Source organism: Domibacillus sp. PGB-M46 (assembly GCF_022668875.1).
Taxonomy (GTDB): domain Bacteria; phylum Bacillota; class Bacilli; order Bacillales; family Domibacillaceae; genus Domibacillus.
Genome location: NZ_JAKGCR010000003.1, coordinates 324,470 through 346,305, shown reverse-complemented (window position 1 = coordinate 346,305; position 21,836 = coordinate 324,470). Strand labels below are relative to the sequence as shown.

At 44.6% G+C, this 21,836-nt stretch carries 16 protein-coding genes and 1 pseudogene; 3 read left to right on the top strand and 14 right to left on the bottom strand.

Annotated features, from left to right (window positions below):
• Positions 1-71 precede the first annotated feature (71 nt).
• The 10 genes and pseudogenes from L2D08_RS05825 to L2D08_RS05780 form a co-directional block, all read right to left on the bottom strand.
• Positions 72-701 (bottom strand): annotated as a pseudogene (locus L2D08_RS05825) (S8 family serine peptidase); the annotation flags it as partial.
• 28 nt (positions 702-729) lie between these two features.
• Positions 730-2,256, bottom strand: coding sequence for a DUF5050 domain-containing protein (locus L2D08_RS05820; protein ID WP_242232800.1), 1,527 nt, complete (start codon positions 2,254-2,256; stop codon positions 730-732).
• A gap of 65 nt (positions 2,257-2,321) precedes the next feature.
• On the bottom strand, positions 2,322-3,365 hold the full coding sequence (locus tag L2D08_RS05815; RefSeq protein ID WP_242232799.1) for a GDSL-type esterase/lipase family protein: 1,044 nt from the start codon (positions 3,363-3,365) through the stop codon (positions 2,322-2,324).
• Between the two features lie 113 nt (positions 3,366-3,478).
• A complete protein-coding gene (locus L2D08_RS05810) occupies positions 3,479-3,925 on the bottom strand; it encodes a hypothetical protein (protein WP_242232798.1) in 447 nt (148 codons plus the stop codon).
• Positions 3,926-3,991: 66 nt separating this feature from the next.
• Positions 3,992-7,141, bottom strand: a complete 3,150-nt coding sequence (locus L2D08_RS05805) for an S-layer homology domain-containing protein (RefSeq protein WP_242232797.1) — start codon at positions 7,139-7,141, stop codon at positions 3,992-3,994.
• A gap of 663 nt (positions 7,142-7,804) precedes the next feature.
• The gene (locus tag L2D08_RS05800) at positions 7,805-7,966 is read right to left on the bottom strand and encodes a hypothetical protein (RefSeq protein ID WP_242232796.1); all 162 of its coding nucleotides are present in this window, start codon (positions 7,964-7,966) and stop codon (positions 7,805-7,807) included.
• Between the two features lie 358 nt (positions 7,967-8,324).
• A complete protein-coding gene (locus L2D08_RS05795; RefSeq protein WP_242232795.1) occupies positions 8,325-9,419 on the bottom strand; it encodes a glycosyltransferase in 1,095 nt (364 codons plus the stop codon).
• Entirely contained in the window at positions 9,416-10,291 is an 876-nt protein-coding gene (galU, locus tag L2D08_RS05790) for a UTP--glucose-1-phosphate uridylyltransferase GalU (protein WP_242232794.1), read from the bottom strand. Before galU ends, L2D08_RS05795 begins: the two co-directional genes overlap by 4 nt.
• A 14-nt stretch (positions 10,292-10,305) precedes the next feature.
• A complete protein-coding gene (locus tag L2D08_RS05785) occupies positions 10,306-11,577 on the bottom strand; it encodes a nucleotide sugar dehydrogenase (protein ID WP_242232793.1) in 1,272 nt (423 codons plus the stop codon).
• Between the two features lie 3 nt (positions 11,578-11,580).
• On the bottom strand, positions 11,581-12,300 hold the full coding sequence (locus L2D08_RS05780; RefSeq protein WP_242232792.1) for a WecB/TagA/CpsF family glycosyltransferase: 720 nt from the start codon (positions 12,298-12,300) through the stop codon (positions 11,581-11,583).
• A gap of 244 nt (positions 12,301-12,544) precedes the next feature.
• On the opposite strand from L2D08_RS05780, the gene csaB reads away from it, so the two are divergent.
• On the top strand, positions 12,545-13,666 hold the full coding sequence (gene csaB / locus L2D08_RS05775; RefSeq protein ID WP_242232791.1) for a polysaccharide pyruvyl transferase CsaB: 1,122 nt from the start codon (positions 12,545-12,547) through the stop codon (positions 13,664-13,666).
• A gap of 2 nt (positions 13,667-13,668) precedes the next feature.
• On the top strand, positions 13,669-14,835 hold the full coding sequence (locus tag L2D08_RS05770; RefSeq protein WP_242232790.1) for a glycosyltransferase family 4 protein: 1,167 nt from the start codon (positions 13,669-13,671) through the stop codon (positions 14,833-14,835).
• Between the two features lie 170 nt (positions 14,836-15,005).
• Here L2D08_RS05770 and gndA read toward each other — a convergent pair whose 3' ends face one another.
• Genes gndA through murJ form a run of 3 tightly spaced genes read right to left on the bottom strand, consistent with a single transcriptional unit; the run spans position 15,006 to position 19,489 of the window.
• Positions 15,006-16,421 carry an NADP-dependent phosphogluconate dehydrogenase gene (gene gndA / locus L2D08_RS05765; protein ID WP_242232789.1) on the bottom strand — a complete coding sequence of 472 codons (1,416 nt, stop codon included), beginning with the start codon at positions 16,419-16,421 and terminating at the stop codon, positions 15,006-15,008.
• Between the two features lie 51 nt (positions 16,422-16,472).
• Positions 16,473-17,975, bottom strand: a complete 1,503-nt coding sequence (locus L2D08_RS05760; RefSeq protein ID WP_242232788.1) for a hypothetical protein — start codon at positions 17,973-17,975, stop codon at positions 16,473-16,475.
• Entirely contained in the window at positions 17,972-19,489 is a 1,518-nt protein-coding gene (gene murJ, locus L2D08_RS05755) for a murein biosynthesis integral membrane protein MurJ (protein WP_242232787.1), read from the bottom strand. Before murJ ends, L2D08_RS05760 begins: the two co-directional genes overlap by 4 nt.
• Before the next feature lie 198 nt (positions 19,490-19,687).
• Between murJ and L2D08_RS24015 the strand changes: the two genes are divergently transcribed.
• Positions 19,688-19,810, top strand: coding sequence for a hypothetical protein (locus L2D08_RS24015; RefSeq protein ID WP_255821829.1), 123 nt, complete (start codon positions 19,688-19,690; stop codon positions 19,808-19,810).
• A gap of 49 nt (positions 19,811-19,859) precedes the next feature.
• Here the strand turns inward: L2D08_RS24015 and L2D08_RS05750 are convergent, their stop codons facing one another.
• Positions 19,860-21,812 (bottom strand): S-layer homology domain-containing protein, encoded by a 1,953-nt coding sequence (locus tag L2D08_RS05750; RefSeq protein ID WP_242232786.1) that lies wholly within the window; start codon positions 21,810-21,812, stop codon positions 19,860-19,862.
• Positions 21,813-21,836: the final 24 nt, after the last annotated feature.

Below are 21,836 nucleotides of genomic sequence, written 5' to 3'. Positions count from 1 at the left end.
TTCCTTCCGGCGCAGCTTTTTCTCTATTTTAGTACGCAACTTTCTTCAAGCATAGGAATGACAGGTCTACCTTAAGGAATTAAGCTCCACGCGTAAACTTTACTATTCTTTAATTTTTTATTCGTTTCACTCTTAATTTGATCATTTATAACTAGATAATATGTTTCGCTTATCGAGTAACTAGAAAGTGGCACGGTTTTGACGGCTCTTTTATCTGTTTGAACTTCAACATTTGTCTTTTTTAATACGCCTTGCTGATTAACAATGTAAATTGCCCGGTTTGTAACGCTACCTTTGTCGAGATTCATATTGAAATGAGTGATCCAGGGCTTAGTATGGTTGGAAACTTTTTCGCCATCCACATTTTGTTGTGTCTCTATTATACTTTGTATTTCATTATCAAATTTTTGCGCTTCTATTACATTTATTTTTGAAAATCGATTACCTTCTATTGGCGTAGACGTTCGCTTCATTAATTCCCTAATATGATCTTGGTCCGTCTGTCCTGTATACGCCATTAAAGTTGCTGCCGCTTTCGTAACAAAACCGCTTGCCATGCTGGTTCCACCCATCGAACGATATACTCCTCCGGGATAAGTGCTCCAAATTGCTGTTCCAGGAGCCAAAAAATCAAGTCCATCACCATACTGTGAGAAAGAAGTTATTTTTTCCAACGCATCGTATGCACCTACTCCTATAACCTCTTCGGCTGAATTAGAAGGTTATTTTTTAGTTTACTAGGAACGGCATATAGATTCCTTTTTTAAGCGTTTTTCCTGACAAGGCAGCTGTATCTTTTTCAATTACTACATAATACTTTTCACCCTTCGTGAAGGTTCCGCTATTTTTTAAACGGATGTAATTTCCGTTTTCGATTACTGCTTGAATAAATGAAACCTTTCCACCGTTTTTGTCTACGATATAAACATTTTCATTATTAACGAATTTACTGTTAAGCGGCATGTTAAATTGTATTTTCCATTCTTTATTAGCTAATATGGTTTCTTTTTGGGCCCAAAGTGAATACTTTGCTTCATCAACGATGAGTTCATTGCTAATTTTTATATTCTTTTGCGTTCCATCCTGCAATGAATAATACAAGTATTGACCATTTATATAAAGATTCATGGAATACTCTTTATTTAATTCCGTTTGCCCACTTCCATCTGTTTGGATCTTCGTCAAACGAGCGCCATTGGAGAAATTGCTGAAATAAACTGTATCTTTCAGAGCAGTGATAAAATAAGCATGGCTATCTGATAGTTTTTTCTTGGCGCGCGATTCCACATTCATCTTATATAATTTATTATTATCATTTTTGTTATTGTAATAAACTTCTCCATTAGCTGTGTATGCTTCTGTCATTTCATGCATAAACGAAAAGTCTGTGCTTGTTGCTGCTGGAAGCCCTGCTTGTTCCCATTCGTGGTCTTTTGCCAATTGGTCAGCTGTTACAAGAAAATAATTATATTGAACCTGGCTTGGACGGTTTGGTGTCGGATCGTTCCATGTTGTATCAAGGTAGTACCATTGTCCACCTATATTTACAATATTCCAGGCGTGCCCAATCCCGCCAGCTGTACCGGTTATATATTGATTTTCAATTCCTAGTTCATTTAAAAGGCGGTAAGCAAGAAGTGCGTATCCTTGGCATACTGCTTTTTGTTCTTTTAAAATGGCGTATACTGTATGGGGACTAGCAACTGTATCATTGCTATATGCTGTATTTAAAACAACATAGTCATTAACCGCTTTTACTTTTTCCTCTTCTGTGAAGGCAGCCTGTTTTATTGTATCCGCAATCCTCTTTACCTCTTTGTCTACGTATAATTCCTGTTCCGCATTCGTCAAATAGGTCATATTAAATGTAATTGTTACATTATTGGTATACCCGTAAGAACTGTATCCGTATTTTGAAAGGGTACCATAAGCGTATTGATCACTTTCAAATATTTCCTGAAAGGCTGATGCTATTGTTTCTGTTAACATGCTTGTATTACCTGTATAGGAAATTGAAAAAGAGGTATTGTAACTTTTCATTTCTTCATAAAGAATTGTTTTTAATTCCTCTTTCGTTTGAGCTTTACCAGCTTGATCGGAAATAGAAGCCGTACGATAAATCTGTTCCTTTTCTACTTGGACATTTTCATTTTGCCAGCTGCCATAGTCCGATATTCTCATAGTTTCAGCAACTGCCGGTTCAATAAATAGAATACTACTTAATACAAACATGACAATGAACTTGAATAGTAGCATATTACTCATATCCTTTCATAAAACAAGCGATAAAAAAAGAGAGCTGATGAGCGCTCCCTCTTTCATTACTGAATGGCAAATGTCATAGAAACCGTTGTATTTAACGAATTTCCGAAAAGATCTTTAAGGTCTTCCGTCACTAATAAATGGTACGAACCTTTTGTATATCCACCAGCAGGTGCTTTAATCGTGATCGATCTTTTATCGGAAGAAACCGTCGGCGTAACGGCTATACGCGTTTCCCCATCTTTTACGATATAAATAGAGCCTTTAACCGTATCCGGATCCACTTGTTTGCTTAATTGAATGGTCCAGGCTTTTGTTGGAGCAACAGCTGCTTTTTTTATTGTTTTCCCCCACGAGCTGCTTGGGCTTGGAAAAATCGTGGCGTACGGAATGCTATACTGCTTAAAAAACTGATTATAGAAAACTTGGTATCCCGCTTCAGTTGGGTGAATATCGTTTGCGTTTAGCAAGTAAGCACGTTCATTTAGCTGGAAAATTGGCGCAACTTCCACAAAGTTGATTTGACGTGTTGTTGCAACAGACTTCAAACTGTTATTAAACAGATTAAAAGCTAATCTTAAATTGTCTTTTGTTACTCCTTCCGCATAATGAGGAAGTGGAAAATAATAACCAAATAAATAAATTTTCGCTTTTGGATTTAATGCCTGAATTTGAGAAACAGCTTGATCCACATTCGTTTTTACTTTTGTAATTAAGTTTATAGCTTCATTGCTAGAAAGAGTGCCTGGCTGCTTTGCTACTTGAATAAAATCATTAGCGCCTATAGAAATCGTCACCAGTTCGGCCTCTTTAATCGATTCTTGAACACTCGCCAGCTTCAGTTTATCCAATAATTGACCTGTCGTTTGACCGGAAGCAGCATAATTTTTATTAAAGGTATCAAGTACACCTTCTGAAGCAAGTTTTGTCCCGATCATGTCCGTATATCCATTACCAAATGTGCCATCGTGCATTTGGCCTACTGCAATTGAGTCCCCTAATGCCACATAATCCAATTTGTACTCAGCTGCTGATGCACTAGAGACAGGTCCTAGAGAAAGAGCCAGTCCTGCAGACAACAAAACAGATAATATTTTTTTCAAATCTCGTCTCCCTTTCTAATCTAAGTCTCCTATTACTATAACTTATTTTACCAATATTTTATAGAAAAAATAAAATAAAAACCGTTTCAGATTGGCTGAAACGGCTAAAAAAACTATTCGATAGAAATGACTTCTAAAGGTACAGATTCATCACCAGGGTTAGATAGAATAGGTGTATAGTCACTATTGAAACCAGTAACTTCCTGATATTGACTCACTACGCTTGAACTAAGGGCTGTGCTATTCTGAAAGGCTTTCGTAGACGGATCAGAATCATTTTTATATTTATACAGATTAGTAGCATAATCCACTAGAGAAACAAACTTTCCCCCTGAGCTGATAGAAACCAAAGCACCGGACTTTACAATAGAAGACTTCCCATAATAAAGCTGCGTAGCATAATCCACAAGTGACATATTGTAAACAGTTCCATTAGAAGAAACAGCTACTTTTTCTATGCTTATAGCCGCATAGCTATTACTAGGAATAGCAACCGTAATTGAAGCAACAGTCAATGCAAAGGCACTAGATGCTGCAAGCTTTCGGGATACTCTATTCATGATATACCCTCCTAAAATACTACTAGTAAGCCGCTTTACAAGCGGCTTACTAGTTTTAGTTTAAATTTAGTTTGCAGATTTCAATGAAGCAACTGCATTATTAATTTCAGCTTTTGTGTAGCCTTGAACTGCGATTGCTGCAAACTCGTTGTTTTCAGCTTGATACGTCAATTCAATGTTATCTTTGTTTGGTACAGCTAAAACAATTGTTGAAGAAGTTGTAGCTTTCAATTTCTGTTGTGCGTTAGAAAAAGGAATCGTTACATTGAAAACTGTGTTTGGCACCACGTCTTGATATTGAACACCCAAATCACTTGCAGTAACTGGTTCCGGGTTTTGTACCGGCGGCTGGTTTTCAGCAGGTGCATCTACTTGCACGTTAGCTGCAAATTCAGTTTGGCCAGTAATCGTAAGACCCGTTGCAGATTTAAGATCTTTAGAGATATTAAGAACGTTAGAACCATTTACTAGGTTATCGCCAGCAAGCGTAATGCGAACTTTTTCATAACCATTTGTAGTATTAGCGTCAGCATCTTCAAGAGTTGCTACTGAACCTTTTGGAAGTGCTTGACCATTCAACGTGTAGTTAGAAAGGTTCAATGCATTCGCAGTATTTCCAGTATATTGAACACCAGAAGTGAATTCGACGATAACTTGGTCTTTCTCTGTACCATTTGTATAGAAATCTACAGCCGGAGTTCCGTTAGCTTTTGTATCAACTTTAAAGTCAACTACTGCCGCTGGAGATTTTTCAACTGTAAAGTTTTGTGTCAATGTTGAAGCCGCGTTACCCACATCATCTGTTACGTTACGAACAACTAGCTGCCATGAAGTAGCATAATCGCTAGTGTCTACAAGAGTTTGCAACGTTTGAGACGCATTTACAACAAGAGAAGACTCTTTCTTATCTCCATATGCTGTAACAGTTCCAGGAACAGTAACTTTTTTGCCGTCTTTGTCTGTTCCAATAAACTCAACAACGATATTTGGAATATCTTTAGTTGCATTGTTTTGTTCTTGAAGAACAGAAGGAGTTGTTGGCTCTCCAGTAATGTTTGCACCTTTTACAGGCTCACTGAACGGCACCAACCATTGACCTTTGTAGTCTCCAGACGCAATTACAGATGGCTGACCAGTTAGCGTAGGGCTTACTGTATCAGGCGTTGTTAATGGTGAACCAGAGTATGACAAGTCAATTTCTTGTTTCACGTTTTTCTTATCATTTGCCGGATTATTGACTACATCTTTCTCAATTACAGCACGGAATTTGTGATTATAATAGTTGTCGTTTAGAGCACTGTTGTCTGCAAGCGCTGCTGCTGCAAAGATTTTCGTCCAGTCTTGTTTTAATTCATACAAGTATTCAACACCTGGAACAACTTCTGTAACAGTGATTACATCGGAAACCGATACACCCGCTGGTAGAAGTGTTTTAAGTGAAACCCAATCTTCTACGCCTTCACGAGGGTCATATACTTGGAAATCAACTTCTTCTAGTGGTTTATCGAAGTTTTCAACCATTGTATTGAATTGTAAACGCATTTGCTCTGGAGATTCAACTGTAATGTTTGCTGCAGGAATAACATTGTTTGCTGCTACAGTAAAGTCGAAAATCTGGTTTGTTGAAATGTTAGCCGGATCAGTCAAGCCAGCGAAATCTTTGATCCCAGAAAGCTGGATAGAGTGATCGCCTGGTTTGATGAAGCTGTTAGTTGTAACAGTTAATACGTTGCGCTTATCTGCACCTGTTACAGCATTATAATCACCTGTTGAAACAGATTTGATTCCAACTAGTCCACCATCGATTTTAACCTGTGAAGGATCAACGTTTGCAATTGATTCAGAGAATGTTACTTCAAGTTGGTTGTAAGCCACTTGTTGTACAGATGTTGCTTCAGGCTGACGCGCATCTGTCAAGATGAATGACTTTTCAATTGTTTGACCTTTTGAAGTTAACTGAGTTACATCTACTTCTTTGTTATCTGTCAAGTAGTCTGATTTCGCAAGCAATACTTGAATTGCTTTTGAGTTTCCTTCTACTGGAAGGTAACCAACGATTGCTTTATCTTCATTGTTTTGAGTCACTTCCACTTTGTTATAAAGCGGGCTTGTTGTATCAAGGAATGATGCAGGTGTTACGTTTTCATTAAAGTAAACTGTTACACGGTCCGCTTGGTTAGACTCTGCACCAGTGATTTCTACTTGGCTTGTTACTGAACCCGATACAGGAACAAATTTCACTGTCTGAGCAGCGATCAGCTTACCGATTTGGTCAGCCCACTCTGAATCTGGAGCAGTTTCAATTAGTTTTGCTGTAACAACAGAAGTCAATTCTTTTTGACTGAATTCTGAAGTTAAAAGAACAGTTGCAACACCGTCTTTTACAGTTACACGTGTGTTTGCAAGTGAACCGTGTGAAGCGTCGAATTGAAGAACGATGTCATCTGCATCAACGTCAACTTGACCTGTTTCGTTATCAATGATTTTAGCTGTGATAACTGTGTTATCCGCGCCATTTGCATCAAGAGACGCATCTTTAGAAGACAATTGAAGAGTGTAACCAGGAACTTGTCCTTCTCCTGGACCTTCAAGTTTTTCTAATTTATAAAGAAAGAGTGCAAGCTCACCACGAGTGATCGGGTCTGCTGTACCGAAAGATGTAGTTGTTTTACCGTTTGTAATGTTGTTGTCAACAAGCTTTTCAACTGCTTCAGCATAACGGGAAGACACATCGGTGAATTTTGATTGAGTCTCGCCTTTTGTTTTAAGACCGTATGCATTTGCAAGCATGATTGCCGCTTCACCACGAGTGATGCTGTCAGCAGCACCGAAGTTTGTAGTCGTTTTACCGTTGATGACGCCTGCATGTTTCAATGCATCAACATAAAGACGCGCACGGTCAGGTACATCTGTGAAAGAAGAAAGTGGTGCATTTTCAATCACTTCTGGATCCAATGTTGCACGTGCTACCATTACAGCAACGTCAACACGCTTGATGTTGTTTTGTGTGCCGTATTTTGTAGGCGTTTCACCGATTGTAATTTTTTGACCCACAAGGTAGTCAACTGCTTCTTTATAACGTTCAGGTACATCTGTAAAGTTTTCAGAAGCACCTTGTGTTGGAGCTGCTAATGCAGGTGTTACTGCAGTGGCAACAAGAGTAGCTGTTGCAGCTGTCGCAACAAATTTGCGATGAGACTTTGGTTGGTAAGCCATGTAATAAGTTCCTCCCGTTTTGTGTGGTTGTGGTTTTTTTATGAAATCAAACAGCTTGAAGCTGATTGTTCCGTATAATATCGCTTGGAGTTTTTTCCTGTTTTTCTCACAGAATGAAACGTTATGTATCGCAAGGAGAATTTAACAGGTTTGTAACTCAAGTAACATTCTATCAAACAAGAAAGTTTTTTCAAGCCGTTTTTCATTATTTCCATAATTTATTCAAAAAGTAATATTTGATAAACTTTTGTAAAAACAATGAAAATATATTGTCGAATAAACCCAAATTGTTTCATAGCTTATTCATTATATACCATATGCTAGGTAAAATTAAAGTTTTTTCCCCGAGAGGATTTGTCATTTTTGTTGCATATCTCCTGCAAAGCTAGGCAGGATATGGGCTGAGAGATTACAGCGATATTACATTTCTCTTGGGCTTTTGCATATGGTTTCTTCGTTATTATCGGCTCGTTTTTATTATTGTTTAGTTATATTTTGAAACATAGGAAAAAAGCTGTTCCGCTCGGCTCATGCCTTGCAAACGCAGTTTTTTTCCATAAATAAGCCCACGAGTTAATATTTACATATAGGGGACTTCCCCTCCCTGTAACCACGTCAAGCAGGCTATCCATTAATTACCCATCAACCCGGGCAAACTGCCGCTCAGCAGACCATCCAGCAGGTGCCAACGCCAATAAGCAAGTCTTCTGTTACTAAAATCGTTTCCAGCTTACCCGTAGATACCTTGATCACCCGATGTGTCTTTGGCGTAATAGTAATGGTGCTGCCCGCCGTTAAACCGCCCAACAGACGGCTAATAAACACTTCATATCCAAAGGCAGGGATATTTACAAAGAAATAACCTGAGCATTACGTAAAGATGACAATTGCCTAACAGTATATTACCTTCTGTTATGGAATAATTAACCTCCATTATACAAAATAATCCATTATTACCTGTTTATTGAGAAGTTTTATCCGTTATTTTGCTGGAATTCTGGTTTTTATCTCTACAAATCCAGTAAACATCACCATTTGTTTAGTTAATACGCTAACAAGAAAAAGCTTCCTTTTTTCTGTTTTTTTAGGTTTTCGCTAAACACTTCATAAATATTGTCTCTATATTATTGTTCCATTTTGTCCGCACAAAAAAACCTTTATCCGGCCTTCCGGATAAAGGTTTTTATAATTGATTAAAAATAGAAATCAGCTTTGGCTGAACAGCCAATTCTTCGTATTCGAGCGCCGTCTGATACGCAGCTTCAGCGACCCGGTCGCGCTCCGCCTGCTGCAGGTCGTCAAACGCGAGAAGGGCTTCTTTCAGCTCTTCCGGGTTGCCGGGCTCGAACAGCCAGCTGTTTTCACCCGGCTTTACGTAATCTAAAATGCCGCCGATCGCGCTGGCGATAATCGGCGTGCGGCACGCCATCGCCTCCAGGCCGACAAGGCCGAGGCTTTCACCTTTACGCGTGGTCGGAAACACAAAGGCTTCCACGGCATTGTACACATTGGCAAGGCCGGATTGCTTCATTAATGGGTAGTGGATGACCACATCCCCAATGCCAAGCTCGGCCACAAGCTCTTTAAAAGCCGCTTCGTCCTTACCGGAGCCGACTGCGATAAATTTCGTTCCGTGATCCGGCTTTTCATCTACATACCGCTTAATGGCATGCAAGTAGTGATCCCAGCCTTTGCCGACGTCCAAACGGCCGACATAGCCGATGTAGCGGTAAGACGGATCTAGTTCAAGCTCAGCCAATGCCTGTGCCCGCTCCTTCGGATGAAACACGTCTTTGTTCACGCCGCCGGACGGGAAAACAGCCACCGGTGTCTGCACGCCGTACTTTTCTTTTACAAGTGACTCATAATAGTGGGACGGCGTAATGATCAGCGCAGACTGCTCAAGCAGCTGCTTCACGTACGGCTGGTATTTTTCCTGGGACGGCACTTCCGGCACCACGTCGCTTCCGTGCACGTTCGTCACAATGCGGATCGACGGCTTTAACCGCTTTAAAAGCAGTAGCGGCAGCGCATTGTGCGACGCATAGTGCACGTAGATAGCATCATAGCGGCCGGACATACCCTGACGTACGAGGTTCGCATAATACGATGCGTAGCCAATAGCTTTTGCCGCTTTTGATGTCTTTTTTTCAAGCACAACCCGGTCAACTTCAAAGCCGCCGTTTTTCAGGATGCGCTCGGTGTTTTGCACGAACACGCCGTAGCTTGGAAACTGGGCATTCGGGTACATGTTCGCGGCCAGCAAAATACGCTTCATTTCCGGTACTCCCGCAGTTTTTGTTCCATATAATCAAGCAGTCCTTCCCGAAGGTCCGGACGCTGGAGGGCGAATTCAATCGTCGTTTCCACAAAGCCCTGCTTTTCACCGACATCATAGCGGTTACCATCAATTTCATAGCCGTATACAGACTGGATCGTATTCAGCTTTTCGATTGCGTCCGTCAGCTGGATTTCTCCGCCTGCACCGATTTCAAGCTCGCTCAAGTAATTGAAAATTTCCGGCGTAAACACGTAGCGGCCGATAATTGCCATATTAGACGGTGCTGTGCCCTGCTTCGGCTTTTCCACAAACTTGTTTACTTTGTAGCGGCGGCCGGCCTGTTCAGACGGGTCGATAATGCCGTAGCGGTGCGTCTCAGACGGCGGCACTTCCATCACGCCGATCACAGATGATCCGGTTTCTTCGTACTGCTCGATCATCTGCCCGAGGCACGGTTTGTCCGCCTGGACGATATCGTCCCCTAACAGCACGGCAAACGGCTCGTCACCGATAAACTTGCGTGCCGTCCAGACGGCATGGCCAAGGCCAAGCGGCGCTTTTTGGCGGATGTAGTGAATATCGACTTTGCCAGAGTCCTTTACTTCCTGCAGCAGCTCGAACTTTTGCTTTTCTTCCAGCGTGTGCTCGAGAAGCGGCGCGGAGTCGAAATGATCCTCGATGGCACGCTTGTCTTTGCCGGTTACGATAATAATATCTTCAATGCCGGATGCGATTGCTTCATCAACGATATATTGAATGGTCGGCTTGTCGACAATCGGCAGCATTTCTTTCGGCATCGCTTTAGTTGCCGGCAGGAAGCGGGTGCCGAGTCCCGCTGCCGGAATAATGGCTTTGCGTACTTTTTTCATGACGAACTCTCCCTTTAGTTTTTCGAATCGCCGAGCACGTACACGTCAAAGCCAGCCGATTCCCACGTCGCGCGGTCAATGCAGTTTTTCGTGTCGATGACGATTTTGTTTTTCATATTCGAAAGTGTTGTCGGGTAAATCTCTTTAAATTTATTATGGTTGGTCAGGATCAGGATCGCCGATGCATCCTGCAGTGCTTCTTCCTGCGACTGCACCTGCTCCGGAATGTTGTTTTCTTTAATATGCGGGTCATATGCGCTCAGCTCGATGCCGCGTTCGCGCAGTGCTTCAATCACATCCATTGACGGGCTTTCGCGCATATCATCAATGTTGCCTTTGAAGGCAAGGCCAAATACTGCCACTTTCGGATCTTTAATGCCTTTTGCGTCCAAAATACTCGCTGTCATTTGAGCTGTGTAGCCTGGCATGCCGTCATTTGTCTTACGCGCAAGGTGAATCATTTGAGCAGTTTCCGGCGCAAGCTCGACTAAGAACCACGGATCAACCGCGATGCAGTGGCCGCCGACACCCGGTCCCGGCTCATGCACGTTTACGCGCGGATGGTAGTTGGCCAGCTTAATCGCTTCCCAAATGTTAACGCCGAGCGTCTCTGCCAGTTTTGCCAGCTCGTTCGCAAAGGCAATGTTAATGTCACGGTATGTGTTTTCCATGACTTTTACAAGTTCTGCCGTTGTGGCATCGGTTTCGTGCATCTGCCCTTTTACAAACGATTTGTACAGCTCTTTTGTCTGGCGGGCTGATTCCGGCGTGTAGCCGCCGATGATCCGGTCGTTTGACACAAGCTCTTCAAACACGCGGCCAGGGATAACGCGTTCCGGTGAGTGAGAAACAAACAATTCTGTGCCGATCTCAAAGCCTGACTTCACAAGCTCCGGTATCATCACATCCTGCACTGTACGAGGCGGAACCGTTGATTCTAAAATCACCAGGTTGCCTTTTTCAAGGTATGGCACAACAGAAGCGGTCGCTTCACGTACATATTCCAGGTTCGCCGTTTTGTCCGGCATAATCGGAGATGGTACGGCAATGATAAAGACGTCTGCTTTGCGCGGCTTTGTAGAAGCCGAGAACAAACCTGCATCGATCGCTTTTTCCAGGCGCTCCTGCAAGCCGTTTTCTTCAATATGCAATTGCTTTTCGTTAATCATATTGACTGCTTTTTCATTTACATCTACGCCATAAACCGTATGGCCGTGGTTCGCAAACATAACCGCTGTCGGAAGCCCAATATAGCCTAGGCCGACAACACAGATTGATTTTTTCATGACTTATCTCCCTTTAGTTATTAACACGCGCACTAAAAAGCGCGGTAAATTCATTTGGCGTTTGATTCGTTTCGGATCAGATCCAAGACGGTACAGCCATTCAAGCCCGACTCTGCGGAATGCGGCAGGTGCGCGCTTGACCATTCCCGAGAACACGTCAAAGCTTCCGCCGACGCCTTGAAACACAAGAACATTCGGCAGGTTCGGCATATTGCGCTGAATCCACAGCTCCTGCTTCGGGCTGCCAAGAGCCACAAATAGCAGGCGCGCACCGCTTTCGCGAATGCGGCGCACTAGGGCTTCTTCATCTTTTTCGTAGCCGTTCGTGTATCCCGCAACGACAATTCCCGGGTTTGTTTTCTTTATATTTTCGATCGCTTTTGTGACGACTTCTTCCTTCGCTCCATAAAAATAAACCGGATGTCCTTCTTCTGCGGCAAAGCGAAGCAGGCGGGCCATCATGTCCACACCGGTTACACGCGATGAGATGCGTCCTCCCTTTAATTTAGACGCAAGGAGAATGCCGACGCCGTCCGCGATTTGAAACGTGGACGAATTGATCAGCTGCTTTACCTGATCATTTTGATTTGCGGCAATCACTTTTTCCGGATTGACCGCGATAATCGTCGACTGCTGCTGCTTCTCCATACGCTCGCGGAGGGATGCGATAATTTGGTCATATGTTAAAGGCGAGACATCCACGCCAAGATATGTTTCCTTCATTCTCTTACCAGCCTCTATTCCGTTTGCTTTCAATTTTCTTAGTATAGCAGATTTTCGGAAAGGGTGCATCCCGTTGAATGAACCGGTTTTTTGTCGAATAAAGGGCATCCCTTCTTTTTCTGGCAGGGAATTAGGACTTTTCGGTCGATTTTCGATTCAGCCCGCGCCGCTTCAAGAAACATTTTACTCTACACGTTACAAGTGATAGAATTTTACAAGATATATTCTCGAGGAGGAAGAACCTTTGAAAATTGTGATTTCCGGCTTCTACGGCCTTGGCAACACAGGCGATGAAGCGATTTTAAAGTCGATTGTCGATAATCTTCGTACAGAGCTCGACAATCCCGATATTACGGTGTTTTCTCTGTCACCTGACAAAACAGCGAAAGAGCATAACGTAAAGTCTTTTTACCGCGGCTGGCGTCATGACAACAAAGAAAAAGTCAAAGCGCTCCGTAAAGCCGATCTGCTCATTTCCGGCGGCGGCGGTCTGCTTCAGGATTCGTATCCGACGAAGTTTTTATTCGGCCCGCTTCCTTATTATTTGCTTATTGTCTTTTTGGCTAAACTCTGCGGGGCAAAAGTCATGTTTTTCTCCCAGGGTATTGGACCGGTTACTTCAACATGGGGCAAAATTTTAATGAAGGTATTCGCAAACATGGCGGACTTTGTAACGGTGCGCGACCGGTATTCAAAAGATTATCTTCATTCATTAGGCGTTAACCGCCCGGAATCTGTTGTGACGGCTGATATCGTATTTGCGTTTCAGTCGGAGGAAGAAGATATTGCGTACAACACTCTTCCATTAAAAGGCGATGAGAAAATTGTAGCCGTAACGGTGCGTCCTTGGTTTGACCATCCAGACTATATTGAAAAAATGGCTTATGTGCTTGATGAGCTGATTGAACGCCGCGGCGTTACACCAGTATTCGTGCCGATGGAAGGAAAATACGATGTGCCGGCTTCTGAAGATGTAATGTCTAAAATGAAGCATGCGGACAAAACGATGATGCTTGGTTCCCATTTTTCACCGGAGGAATTTTTAAACTTTATCCGCCGTTCGGATTTAACGTTCGGCCTGCGTTTGCACGCGCTTATTTTCGCTGCGCTGTCAAACGTGCCGCATCTTGGCCTCAGCTACGATAAAAAAGTGGAAAGCTTCCTGAAGCGCTCCGGCATGTGGGATTACTCATTCCGCCTTGGCGAAATCGACCAGGAAAAAATGCTCGAAAACGCGCTGTACCTGCTTGACCATAAAGAAGAGGCACAGGCGCTTATCGCGCCAAACGTAGTCGAGCTTCGCCGCGAAGCGTTACGGAATTTAGACTTGTTAAAAGAAAAGTTCGGATCTAAAAGGAGATCATAAACGTGAAAATTTTACTTGCTACTTCGTATGATTACCCGCACCTTGGCGGATTGTCGACGCATATGGCGACATTGAAAATCGGCCTTGAAGCACGCGGCCATGAGGTTGATACACTGTCTTTCAGCGATGTGCCGAAATGGAAGCGTGACTTTATCGCACGCGGCCCGTCATTTCTTTTAAATAAAGTGTCTCTTGGCGCCGGCTACGTGTGGACGTTAGAGCGCCGCCAGGCTTTTTTAGAAGAAATGCTGAAGCGCCCGGACTGCCCGAAGTATGATATTGTCAATGCGCAGGATGTATTCGCGACACGCGCTTCTATTCATGCAGGCTTGCCGACTGTTACAACCGTTCACGGCTACTTAACGTATGAAGGGATTTCCAAAGGCTCGGTCGCAGAGGGCTCGAAGCACGCGGACAAGCTGATGGAAGTTGAGCGCGAAGGCTACCGGAAAACACGCGCAGTCATTACGGTAGATACCCGTATTAAAAATTACGTAAAAAAAGAAGCCGGCATTGATGGAACGGCGATCCGCAACTTCATTAACGTCGATGACTTTAAGCCGGATTCCGAGAACAAAGCGGCTTACCGCCAGAAACACGGCGTGGATGCAACAGCGCCTGTTTTCTTCGTACCGCGCCGTTTAACAAAGAAAAACGGTGTTATTTATCCGATTCTTTCGTTCCCGCCGGTACTGGAGAAATACCCGAACGCTCAGCTTATTTTTGCCGGGACCGGTGAAGCGATGGACGAAATGAAGCGCCTGATCGCAGAGCGCGGCATTGAGAAAAACGTGCACTTGCTCGGTGCCGTCGATCACAGTGTCATTAAAGAATATTACGCATTGGCTGACGTGGTGCTTGTACCGAGCGTATTCTCGGCCGGTGTAGAAGAAGCCACTTCGATTTCGGCTCTTGAAGCGATGGGCTCCGGCTCACCGTTGATCGCCTGCGCGGTCGGCGGATTAAAAGAAATCGTGAACCACGGTGTCGATGGACTTCTCGTTGAAGAGAAAAACGTTGAAGAACTATCCGATGCCATGATTGAATTGCTGGATCATCCGGAAAAAGGCGCCCGGTACGCGGCGGCTGCCCGGAAAAAAATTGAAGATGAGTACTCACATACGGCAGCTGCCGAGAAATATGAGTCGATTTATAAAGCTTCCCTTTAATAGGGGAGCTTTTTTTGTGTCTGGGCCTGAAAAATTTTTTTCTGGGCCGGATTTTCATCGTCCATGGGCCGGAATCCTTCTTTTCCGGCCCAAATGTTTATTTTCCGGCCCAAGCGCCGCCAACCCACAAAAAAACAGCCAGGGAGGAGTCCCTGGCTGTACGATCATTCTTATTTCATCCACTCAGTGTGGAATGTACCTTCTTTGTCAATACGCTTGTACGTGTGGGCACCGAAGTAGTCACGCTGCGCTTGAATCAAGTTCGCAGGCAGTGTTTCTGTGCGGTAGCTGTCGTAGTATGCTACAGCGCTCGCGAAAGATGGAACCGGGATACCGGCTTCGATCGCAAGAGACACGACTTTACGAAGCGACGTCTGGTAATTTTGAACAATATCTTTGAAGTATTCGTCGAGCAGCAGGTTTGGAAGCTCTGCGTTGCGGTCGAATGCTTCTTTGATTTTTTGAAGGAACTGCGCACGGATGATGCAGCCGCCGCGGAAAATCATCGCGATGTCGCCGTAGCGAAGGTTCCATTCGTATTCTTCTGATGCAGCTTTCATTTGGGCAAAGCCCTGTGCGTAAGAACAGATTTTGCTCATGTAAAGCGCCTGGCGGACCGCTTCGATCAATTCTTTCTTTTGATCTGAATCCACTTCTTTTGGAGAAGGACCGCTCAGCTGCTTGCTTGCTTCTACGCGCTCTTCTTTAAGGGCAGAAATAAAGCGTGCGAAAACAGATTCTGTGATGATTGGAAGCGGAACGCCAAGGTCAAGCGCGTTTTGGCTCGTCCATTTGCCTGTTCCTTTTTGGCCGGCTGCGTCTAAAATCACGTCTACAAGCGCCTTGCCTGTTTCGTCATCTTTCTTCGTGAAGATATCCGCTGTGATTTCGATCAGGTAGCTGTCAAGCTCGCCTTTGTTCCACTCAGCAAATGTGTCAGCCAGTTCTTCTGTTGACAGGCCGATTACATGCTTCAAGATAAAGTATGCTTCTGAGATCAGCTGCATATCGCCGTACTCGATGCCGTTGTGCACCATTTTTACATAATGGCCGGCACCGTCTGGACCGATGTATGTAGTACATGCTTCACCGTCTACTTTTGCTGCGATCGCTTCAAAGATTGGGCGGACAAGCTCAAATGCTTCACGCTGGCCGCCTGGCATGATAGAAGGCCCTTTTAGCGCTCCTTCTTCACCGCCGGATACGCCTGTGCCGACAAAGTTAAAGCCAAGGCCGGCAAGCTCTTTGTTGCGGCGTACCGTGTCCTGGAAGAACGTGTTTCCGCCATCGATGATGATATCGCCTTTGTCCAGGTATGGCTTCAAAGAATCAATCGTTGCATCTGTTGCTGCACCTGCTTTTACCATAAGCAAAATTTTGCGCGGTTTTTCAAGTGAGTTGACAAATTCTTCTACGCTGTATGCGCCTTTGAAGTTTTTGCCCTGCGCTTCTTCCTGAAGGAAAGCGGTCGTTTTATCTGCAGAACGGTTAAATACTGCTACTGAGTAGCCTCTGCTTTCGATATTAAGCGCCAGGTTTTTACCCATTACGGCAAGACCGATCACGCCAATTTGCTGTTTTGTCATAAAGAAATCCATCCTTTCTTTTTTCCCCTTAATTAAGCATTATAGCGAAAGTTATTTTGAATTTAAATACTGTTCTTTACTTTCAATCAATTTCTGCAAAATAGGACTCGGTTTTCCACCCAACTCTTTCCAATTTTTCTCGTGGCGGCGCAGGTCGTAAAGCGTCAGCAATTCATAGTCGCCGCCGTCGAATGTGCCGTCTCTGTTAATCTGATACCAAAGGTCGCCATTCGGCCGAATCCATTTTCCGCCGGTTGACTCGACTGCCTGGCGAATATTGCGGGCTGCCAATAAATACTTTTTTTCTTTCGTTTCTTTGTATGCTTTGATAAACATATTCGCTTCGCCGAGTGAGTGGTTGAGCGAAGCATGGATAAACTGTTTACCCTGCTGCGGCGAGTAGTAATCAGCCGGATAGTAGCCCTTCTCCGCAGGCACTATGTTATCAATACTGATTAATTTGAGCAAATAATCGCTATAATCCGTGAGTGCAGCTTCGAGCTCAGGCACCCCGAGCTCCTTGCCGATCCGGTGCAGATAAAGCGCGATCAGCTCATTATGGCGGGTATCAACATAGGGCGCGGTAATATTATACTTCTGCTTCAGCCACGTGCTTGTAAATTCGGTTTTCCAGATGACGTCATTACGCGATGCACGGTACGTCCACAGATTTGCCGCAGACTGCACGGTTAAATCGTAAAAATAACGGTCCTGGTCTCTAAAAAAACGGTCAATTGCTTCTTTTTCGACCATTGTGCCTAAATAAAGACCGTAGCCGTCTTTTGTAAAAGGTTCAACAGACCAGGGCAGCTTTTTCATCGGCCCGTCTACCGCAAACCAGTTGTTTACTTCTTTATAGTGTTCTTTTTGAAACGTAATCCAGTCATTTAAATGGCTGCTTTCGTCAAAAAGCGGATGTTCGGCCAGCAAAAACCACTGGTCGGCCATTTGGTCCCGTTCCGACGTTAATTCAAACTGAACCCCTTTTTTGGAATAAGTGACGGTGTTTTTTTCGGCAAGCAGCTCGTGCAGCCGGCTTTCCCGTCCGCTCCCGTACAATTCTGTCAATTCTTTTGATGTAAACGAGTGGCTCATCACAAGCTCGTTCATAAACTCGTGATCCTTCGTGTAGCGGAGAAGCCCTACAGGCGGCTTGGTCGGATCGACACCGGTGACTTTATTATGCTCACGCACCGGCATGTCCTTCGTCCAGTCTACCATATAATAATCGTCCGCACCCGGAATCGAGATTGTTGCTTTTATCGTCCCTTTCCCGCTTAGCCGTGTCATTACAAAACGGTCGCCGTTATTCAGCTTGCGCACCCGGACGGTAATATTCGCCGACTGAGCGTCCAATTTATAAACCGTGTCTTTGTAAAGCGAGTCAAGTCCCTCTGGCTGAAATTCCTGCTCTAGCTGAAGCCCTTCTGCTTCCAATACGAGCATCCGGCTGCCGAGCGGAATTTCCGCCCTGTCTGCCGGCTCTTCTTCCTTCGTTTCTGTACAGCCAGCCATAATGATCACAGCCAGCAAAAGAAGTAGCGCCTTTCTCACGACAACGCTCCTTTATTTCGCTTCACCAGGCTAAGCAGCTTGCGGAATCCTTCCTTATAAAAAAGGAACAGCCCGGCCACATAAAGGACAGCACCGATTGGGACAAGAATCACCAGCTGCCAGAGAGAGTACAAATCCTCCATAAACGGGCGAACGAAATAAAGCGGTACCGCCATAAACGCTGTTACAAGGGCTGTCCGGATTAACAGCCCGATCAGGCGGGCAGGCTCTGACTTGTCAAAGTCTTTGTATACAAATACAGTACAGGTTGTTAAGTAATAAAGAGACACAATAGAGGTGGTCAGTGCCAGACCCGGGTAACCGAACGGTCCGATAAACAGCCAGTTCAGCAGGGCGTTAATCGCGATGGTAAATACACTGATACGGAAAACGGTTTTTGTTTTCCCCTGTGCATACAACGCTTTGGCGACAATATACTGCATCCCCTGCGTCACAATCGTCGGCAAATAATACACAAGCGCCACGTATGTACGATGTGTATCTGCTGAGGTGAATTTCCCCCGTTCAAAAATAAAAGACAAAACCTGCTCCCCTGCAACCCAAAGACCAGCCGCAATCGGCGCCAGCGTGAGCAGTGAAATTTGCATGCCGCTGAAAAATGTGTTTTGAAACCGCGGACGGTCATCGATCTGTTCAGCCAGCAGCGTAAAGATAATCACCGCAATCGTTGTGGCATAAATCGTATGCGGAATCGAAGAAAGTAGCTGGGCATTGTTTAAATATGTAACTGGTCCTTCCCCAATGCCGGAAGCAAAGCTTTTATTCACAAATACGTTAATCTGTCCGACAACCGAGCTGAGAATGGCCGGTGCCAGCAGCACAAGAAAGGAATGCTGAAATTCTTTGTCTCCGGACAGTACCGGCCTCCATCGATAATCGGTTCGTAACAAATAATAAAATTGAACGAAAATACCCAAAATGGTTCCGGCCATAAAGCCGTATGCAAGACTGGCAATACCCCACTGATCGGCAAAAAGCAGTGCGAATGAAACGCCAAACACGGTCTGCAGAAGCTTTGCCACCTGTGAGGGAACAAAAATACGCCGTCCCTGTAAATAGGAGTCTAAGATACTCGTTAACGCGATAAAAGACATAAATACAAAGAAAAACCGCGTGATCGAAATGGCTGTTTCCGCCGTTGCTTCGGTCATGTTTCCGTAAATAAGCGGCACGAACCAGGGCGCGAACAGGTAGCCCAGAATAGAGATCAATATAAATAGAAGAAACGTGACATTCATAATAGCACTGGCCGTCCGGTCCGTACGTTCTGGATTGGCCTGCCTGTTTTTCACATACATCGGCAGGAACACGTTATTAAACCCTCCGGCAATCATGGCAATTGCCAGTGTAATAAAAGAGAATGCAAGCAAGTATCCATCGGTTTGGCTGCTGACACCGAATTTGTACGCCATAATACTTTCACGCACAAATCCGGACAGCTTGACAATAAGCGCAAAAAGGGCAAGCCACAGCGCTGTTTTTTTCAAAGACATAGTCGTCGTACACCCCAGTTTTCTATTAAATTTCCCCGTTTATTTTACCCCATTTCCTTGCTTTATGCGACAATCTGCCAAAACGTCCCAGAAAGAAACAGTGTAAGATAAACTAACAAAAAGCGAGATTGTTCCTTATTCATGCTTTATATTTAAGATACATTCTTCATACATCTTATTTCGAAAGGAGTTTTCTAGATGAAAATGATCACTTTCTTATACGGATTTTTAGCCCATGGAGACGCAGACAAAGAGGTGGCCCATCACTTGACGGATTCCTTTACTGGAATTGAATCCTACTGGATGCCCCCTTCTCAATAACGGACTGATAAGGAAAGCCCGCTTCAGGCAATGGCCTGAGCGGGCTTTTTCATTTTGCAATCGGCAGTATATTCACTTCGCTTCGCTGAAGATATCCGAATGTACGGGTTGGAACATCAGAGATTACCTGCATCCAGTCGCTTGTCTGGGTAATCGTAACAGGCATTCTCGTTAAATTATAAGTGTACACCGCACTTCCGCCCGCACTGATGCGTACAGGAACGCCCGCTTTGTTTGTAAAAGCGAGAGTGTAACGGCCGAAGTCTTTGCCGCCCATTTCCTTGTCAACGCTGTACATATGTCCTGCCAGCTTCGCCCCCCAGTATGGATCGGACGCATACTTGACGTTTATACCATTTGATTTGTTACCTGGTGCTGCGCCGTATGCACGCCAGTCATTTGGCGTAAAGTAGCCGCCGCGCCAGTCACCGGCCGTACCTTTAAAGTAGGCGTCAACAAGGTGGACAACGCCTTCTTCCACCGTCCGGAACGCTTTTCCTCCGCTTGGATCAGCGTCATACACGGCAATACCGAAAAGATTGTTTAAGCGTTGTGCTTTGTCGCTCATTCCGTAGTCACTTTCATGAATCGCCATGCTGACAATTAAAAGCGCATTTACATGGTACTGGCTTTCTATCTTTTTAGCGATCGTGCCAAGGCCAATCAGCTTGCTTTTCGTTGTGGCATTCTGGTATTTTGCAAGACCGGTAGCCTGACGCTCCGCGAGCGCTTTTTTAATATAGCTGTCCAGCTGTGCGGCCGTGTAGCTCGTTGCAGAGCGGCCGGATAAGAACTGGAAGTATTGATAAGCTCGTCCGACAGACGTTCCGCTGGCATTATAAAACGAAATGCCATCCCAGCTGTAATACTTTGAGCCTGCCTGCATAAAAGAAGGAGCCGGCCCGGCCGTATAGTAAACGGTATTGTTTGTATCGATATTATAAATATGATGAACAAGCATACCGCCGGAAACAGCATAATAGCCTCTTCCCTTCGCACCTTCATATGGCACAAGGCGGGCATCTGCTTGTTTCATATAATAATATTCTCCGCCGAGATACACTTTTACATAGGAATCGGTTGATGTAATATATTGCAGCTCAGTGGAAATCCCGCTGCTTCCGATCGCCGAGGCGGTTACATATGTTTTAGCGTTTGTGAGTGCCGGGTCTGTGTACAGGGAAACCGTTGTTGCATTGCTTGCAGGCTTGGCAAAAACAAGACCCGCATAGTTCTTCATGTAAATAATTTTCCCGTCCTTTAGGACAAGCTCAGAACTGCTTTTGGTCATCGCCTGTTTAGCGAGGTCAAACGATTCGTATGGCATCGGAGCGCGTGTAATCGTTCCGCTGCTGTCAATATTGGCTGTTTGATAATTTTTTGCAGGCGGCTCCGGCAAGTCGCCTGCAAGCAGGCGGTAAATAAACGCAGCGGCCTGGTCACGGCGTGCGTTATCTTCCGGGCCAAAGCGGCCGTCTCCATAACCGGAAATAATGCCGAGGTTGACGCTTTTCCCGATTGCAATCCGGTGTGCGGAGCTTAAGTTATCGATGTCGGTGAAATCAGGCTGCACATACACGGCTTCTTTTTTCAAATAATCGAGGGCATTGCTGATCATCAGTGCCATGTCTTTACGGGTAATCGTCATCTTCGGAGAGAAGCTGCCATTCGACCCGCCATTGACAATGCCAGCCGCTGCTGCAGCGTAAATGTAAGGAGCCAGCTTTGAAGATGGCGCAACGTCATTAAACATAGCCGGTCCAGCTGGCAATTCGAGGGCACGGGCTAAAAATGTGGCAAACTCCTCACGTGTTACGCTGTTTGCAGGCTTGTATGTACCATCTTCATATCCGCTCATCACGCCAGCAGCAATGACCGCGCGGATTTCTTTTTCAAGAGTAATGCCGGTTACATCATCCGCAGCCTGCACCCCACTGTTTAAGAATGGCAAAAGTGGGAATATTAATACAAGTGCCATCACAATTGAAACTGCTTTTTTCATCCTAGATTGAAACTCCCTTCAATA

Coding starts and splice junctions, on each gene's coding strand:
- L2D08_RS05820 (WP_242232800.1), bottom strand. CDS start 2,256: ATGCTACTATTCAAGTTCATTGTCATGTTTGTATTAAGTAGTATTCTA.
- L2D08_RS05810 (WP_242232798.1), bottom strand. CDS start 3,925: ATGAATAGAGTATCCCGAAAGCTTGCAGCATCTAGTGCCTTTGCATTG.
- L2D08_RS05805 (WP_242232797.1), bottom strand. CDS start 7,141: ATGGCTTACCAACCAAAGTCTCATCGCAAATTTGTTGCGACAGCTGCA.
- L2D08_RS05795 (WP_242232795.1), bottom strand. CDS start 9,419: ATGAAGCGTATTTTGCTGGCCGCGAACATGTACCCGAATGCCCAGTTT.
- galU (WP_242232794.1), bottom strand. CDS start 10,291: ATGAAAAAAGTACGCAAAGCCATTATTCCGGCAGCGGGACTCGGCACC.
- L2D08_RS05785 (WP_242232793.1), bottom strand. CDS start 11,577: ATGAAAAAATCAATCTGTGTTGTCGGCCTAGGCTATATTGGGCTTCCG.
- L2D08_RS05780 (WP_242232792.1), bottom strand. CDS start 12,300: ATGAAGGAAACATATCTTGGCGTGGATGTCTCGCCTTTAACATATGAC.
- gndA (WP_242232789.1), bottom strand. CDS start 16,421: ATGACAAAACAGCAAATTGGCGTGATCGGTCTTGCCGTAATGGGTAAA.
- murJ (WP_242232787.1), bottom strand. CDS start 19,489: ATGTCTTTGAAAAAAACAGCGCTGTGGCTTGCCCTTTTTGCGCTTATT.
- L2D08_RS24015 (WP_255821829.1), top strand. CDS start 19,688: ATGAAAATGATCACTTTCTTATACGGATTTTTAGCCCATGGAGACGCA.
- L2D08_RS05750 (WP_242232786.1), bottom strand. CDS start 21,812: ATGAAAAAAGCAGTTTCAATTGTGATGGCACTTGTATTAATATTCCCA.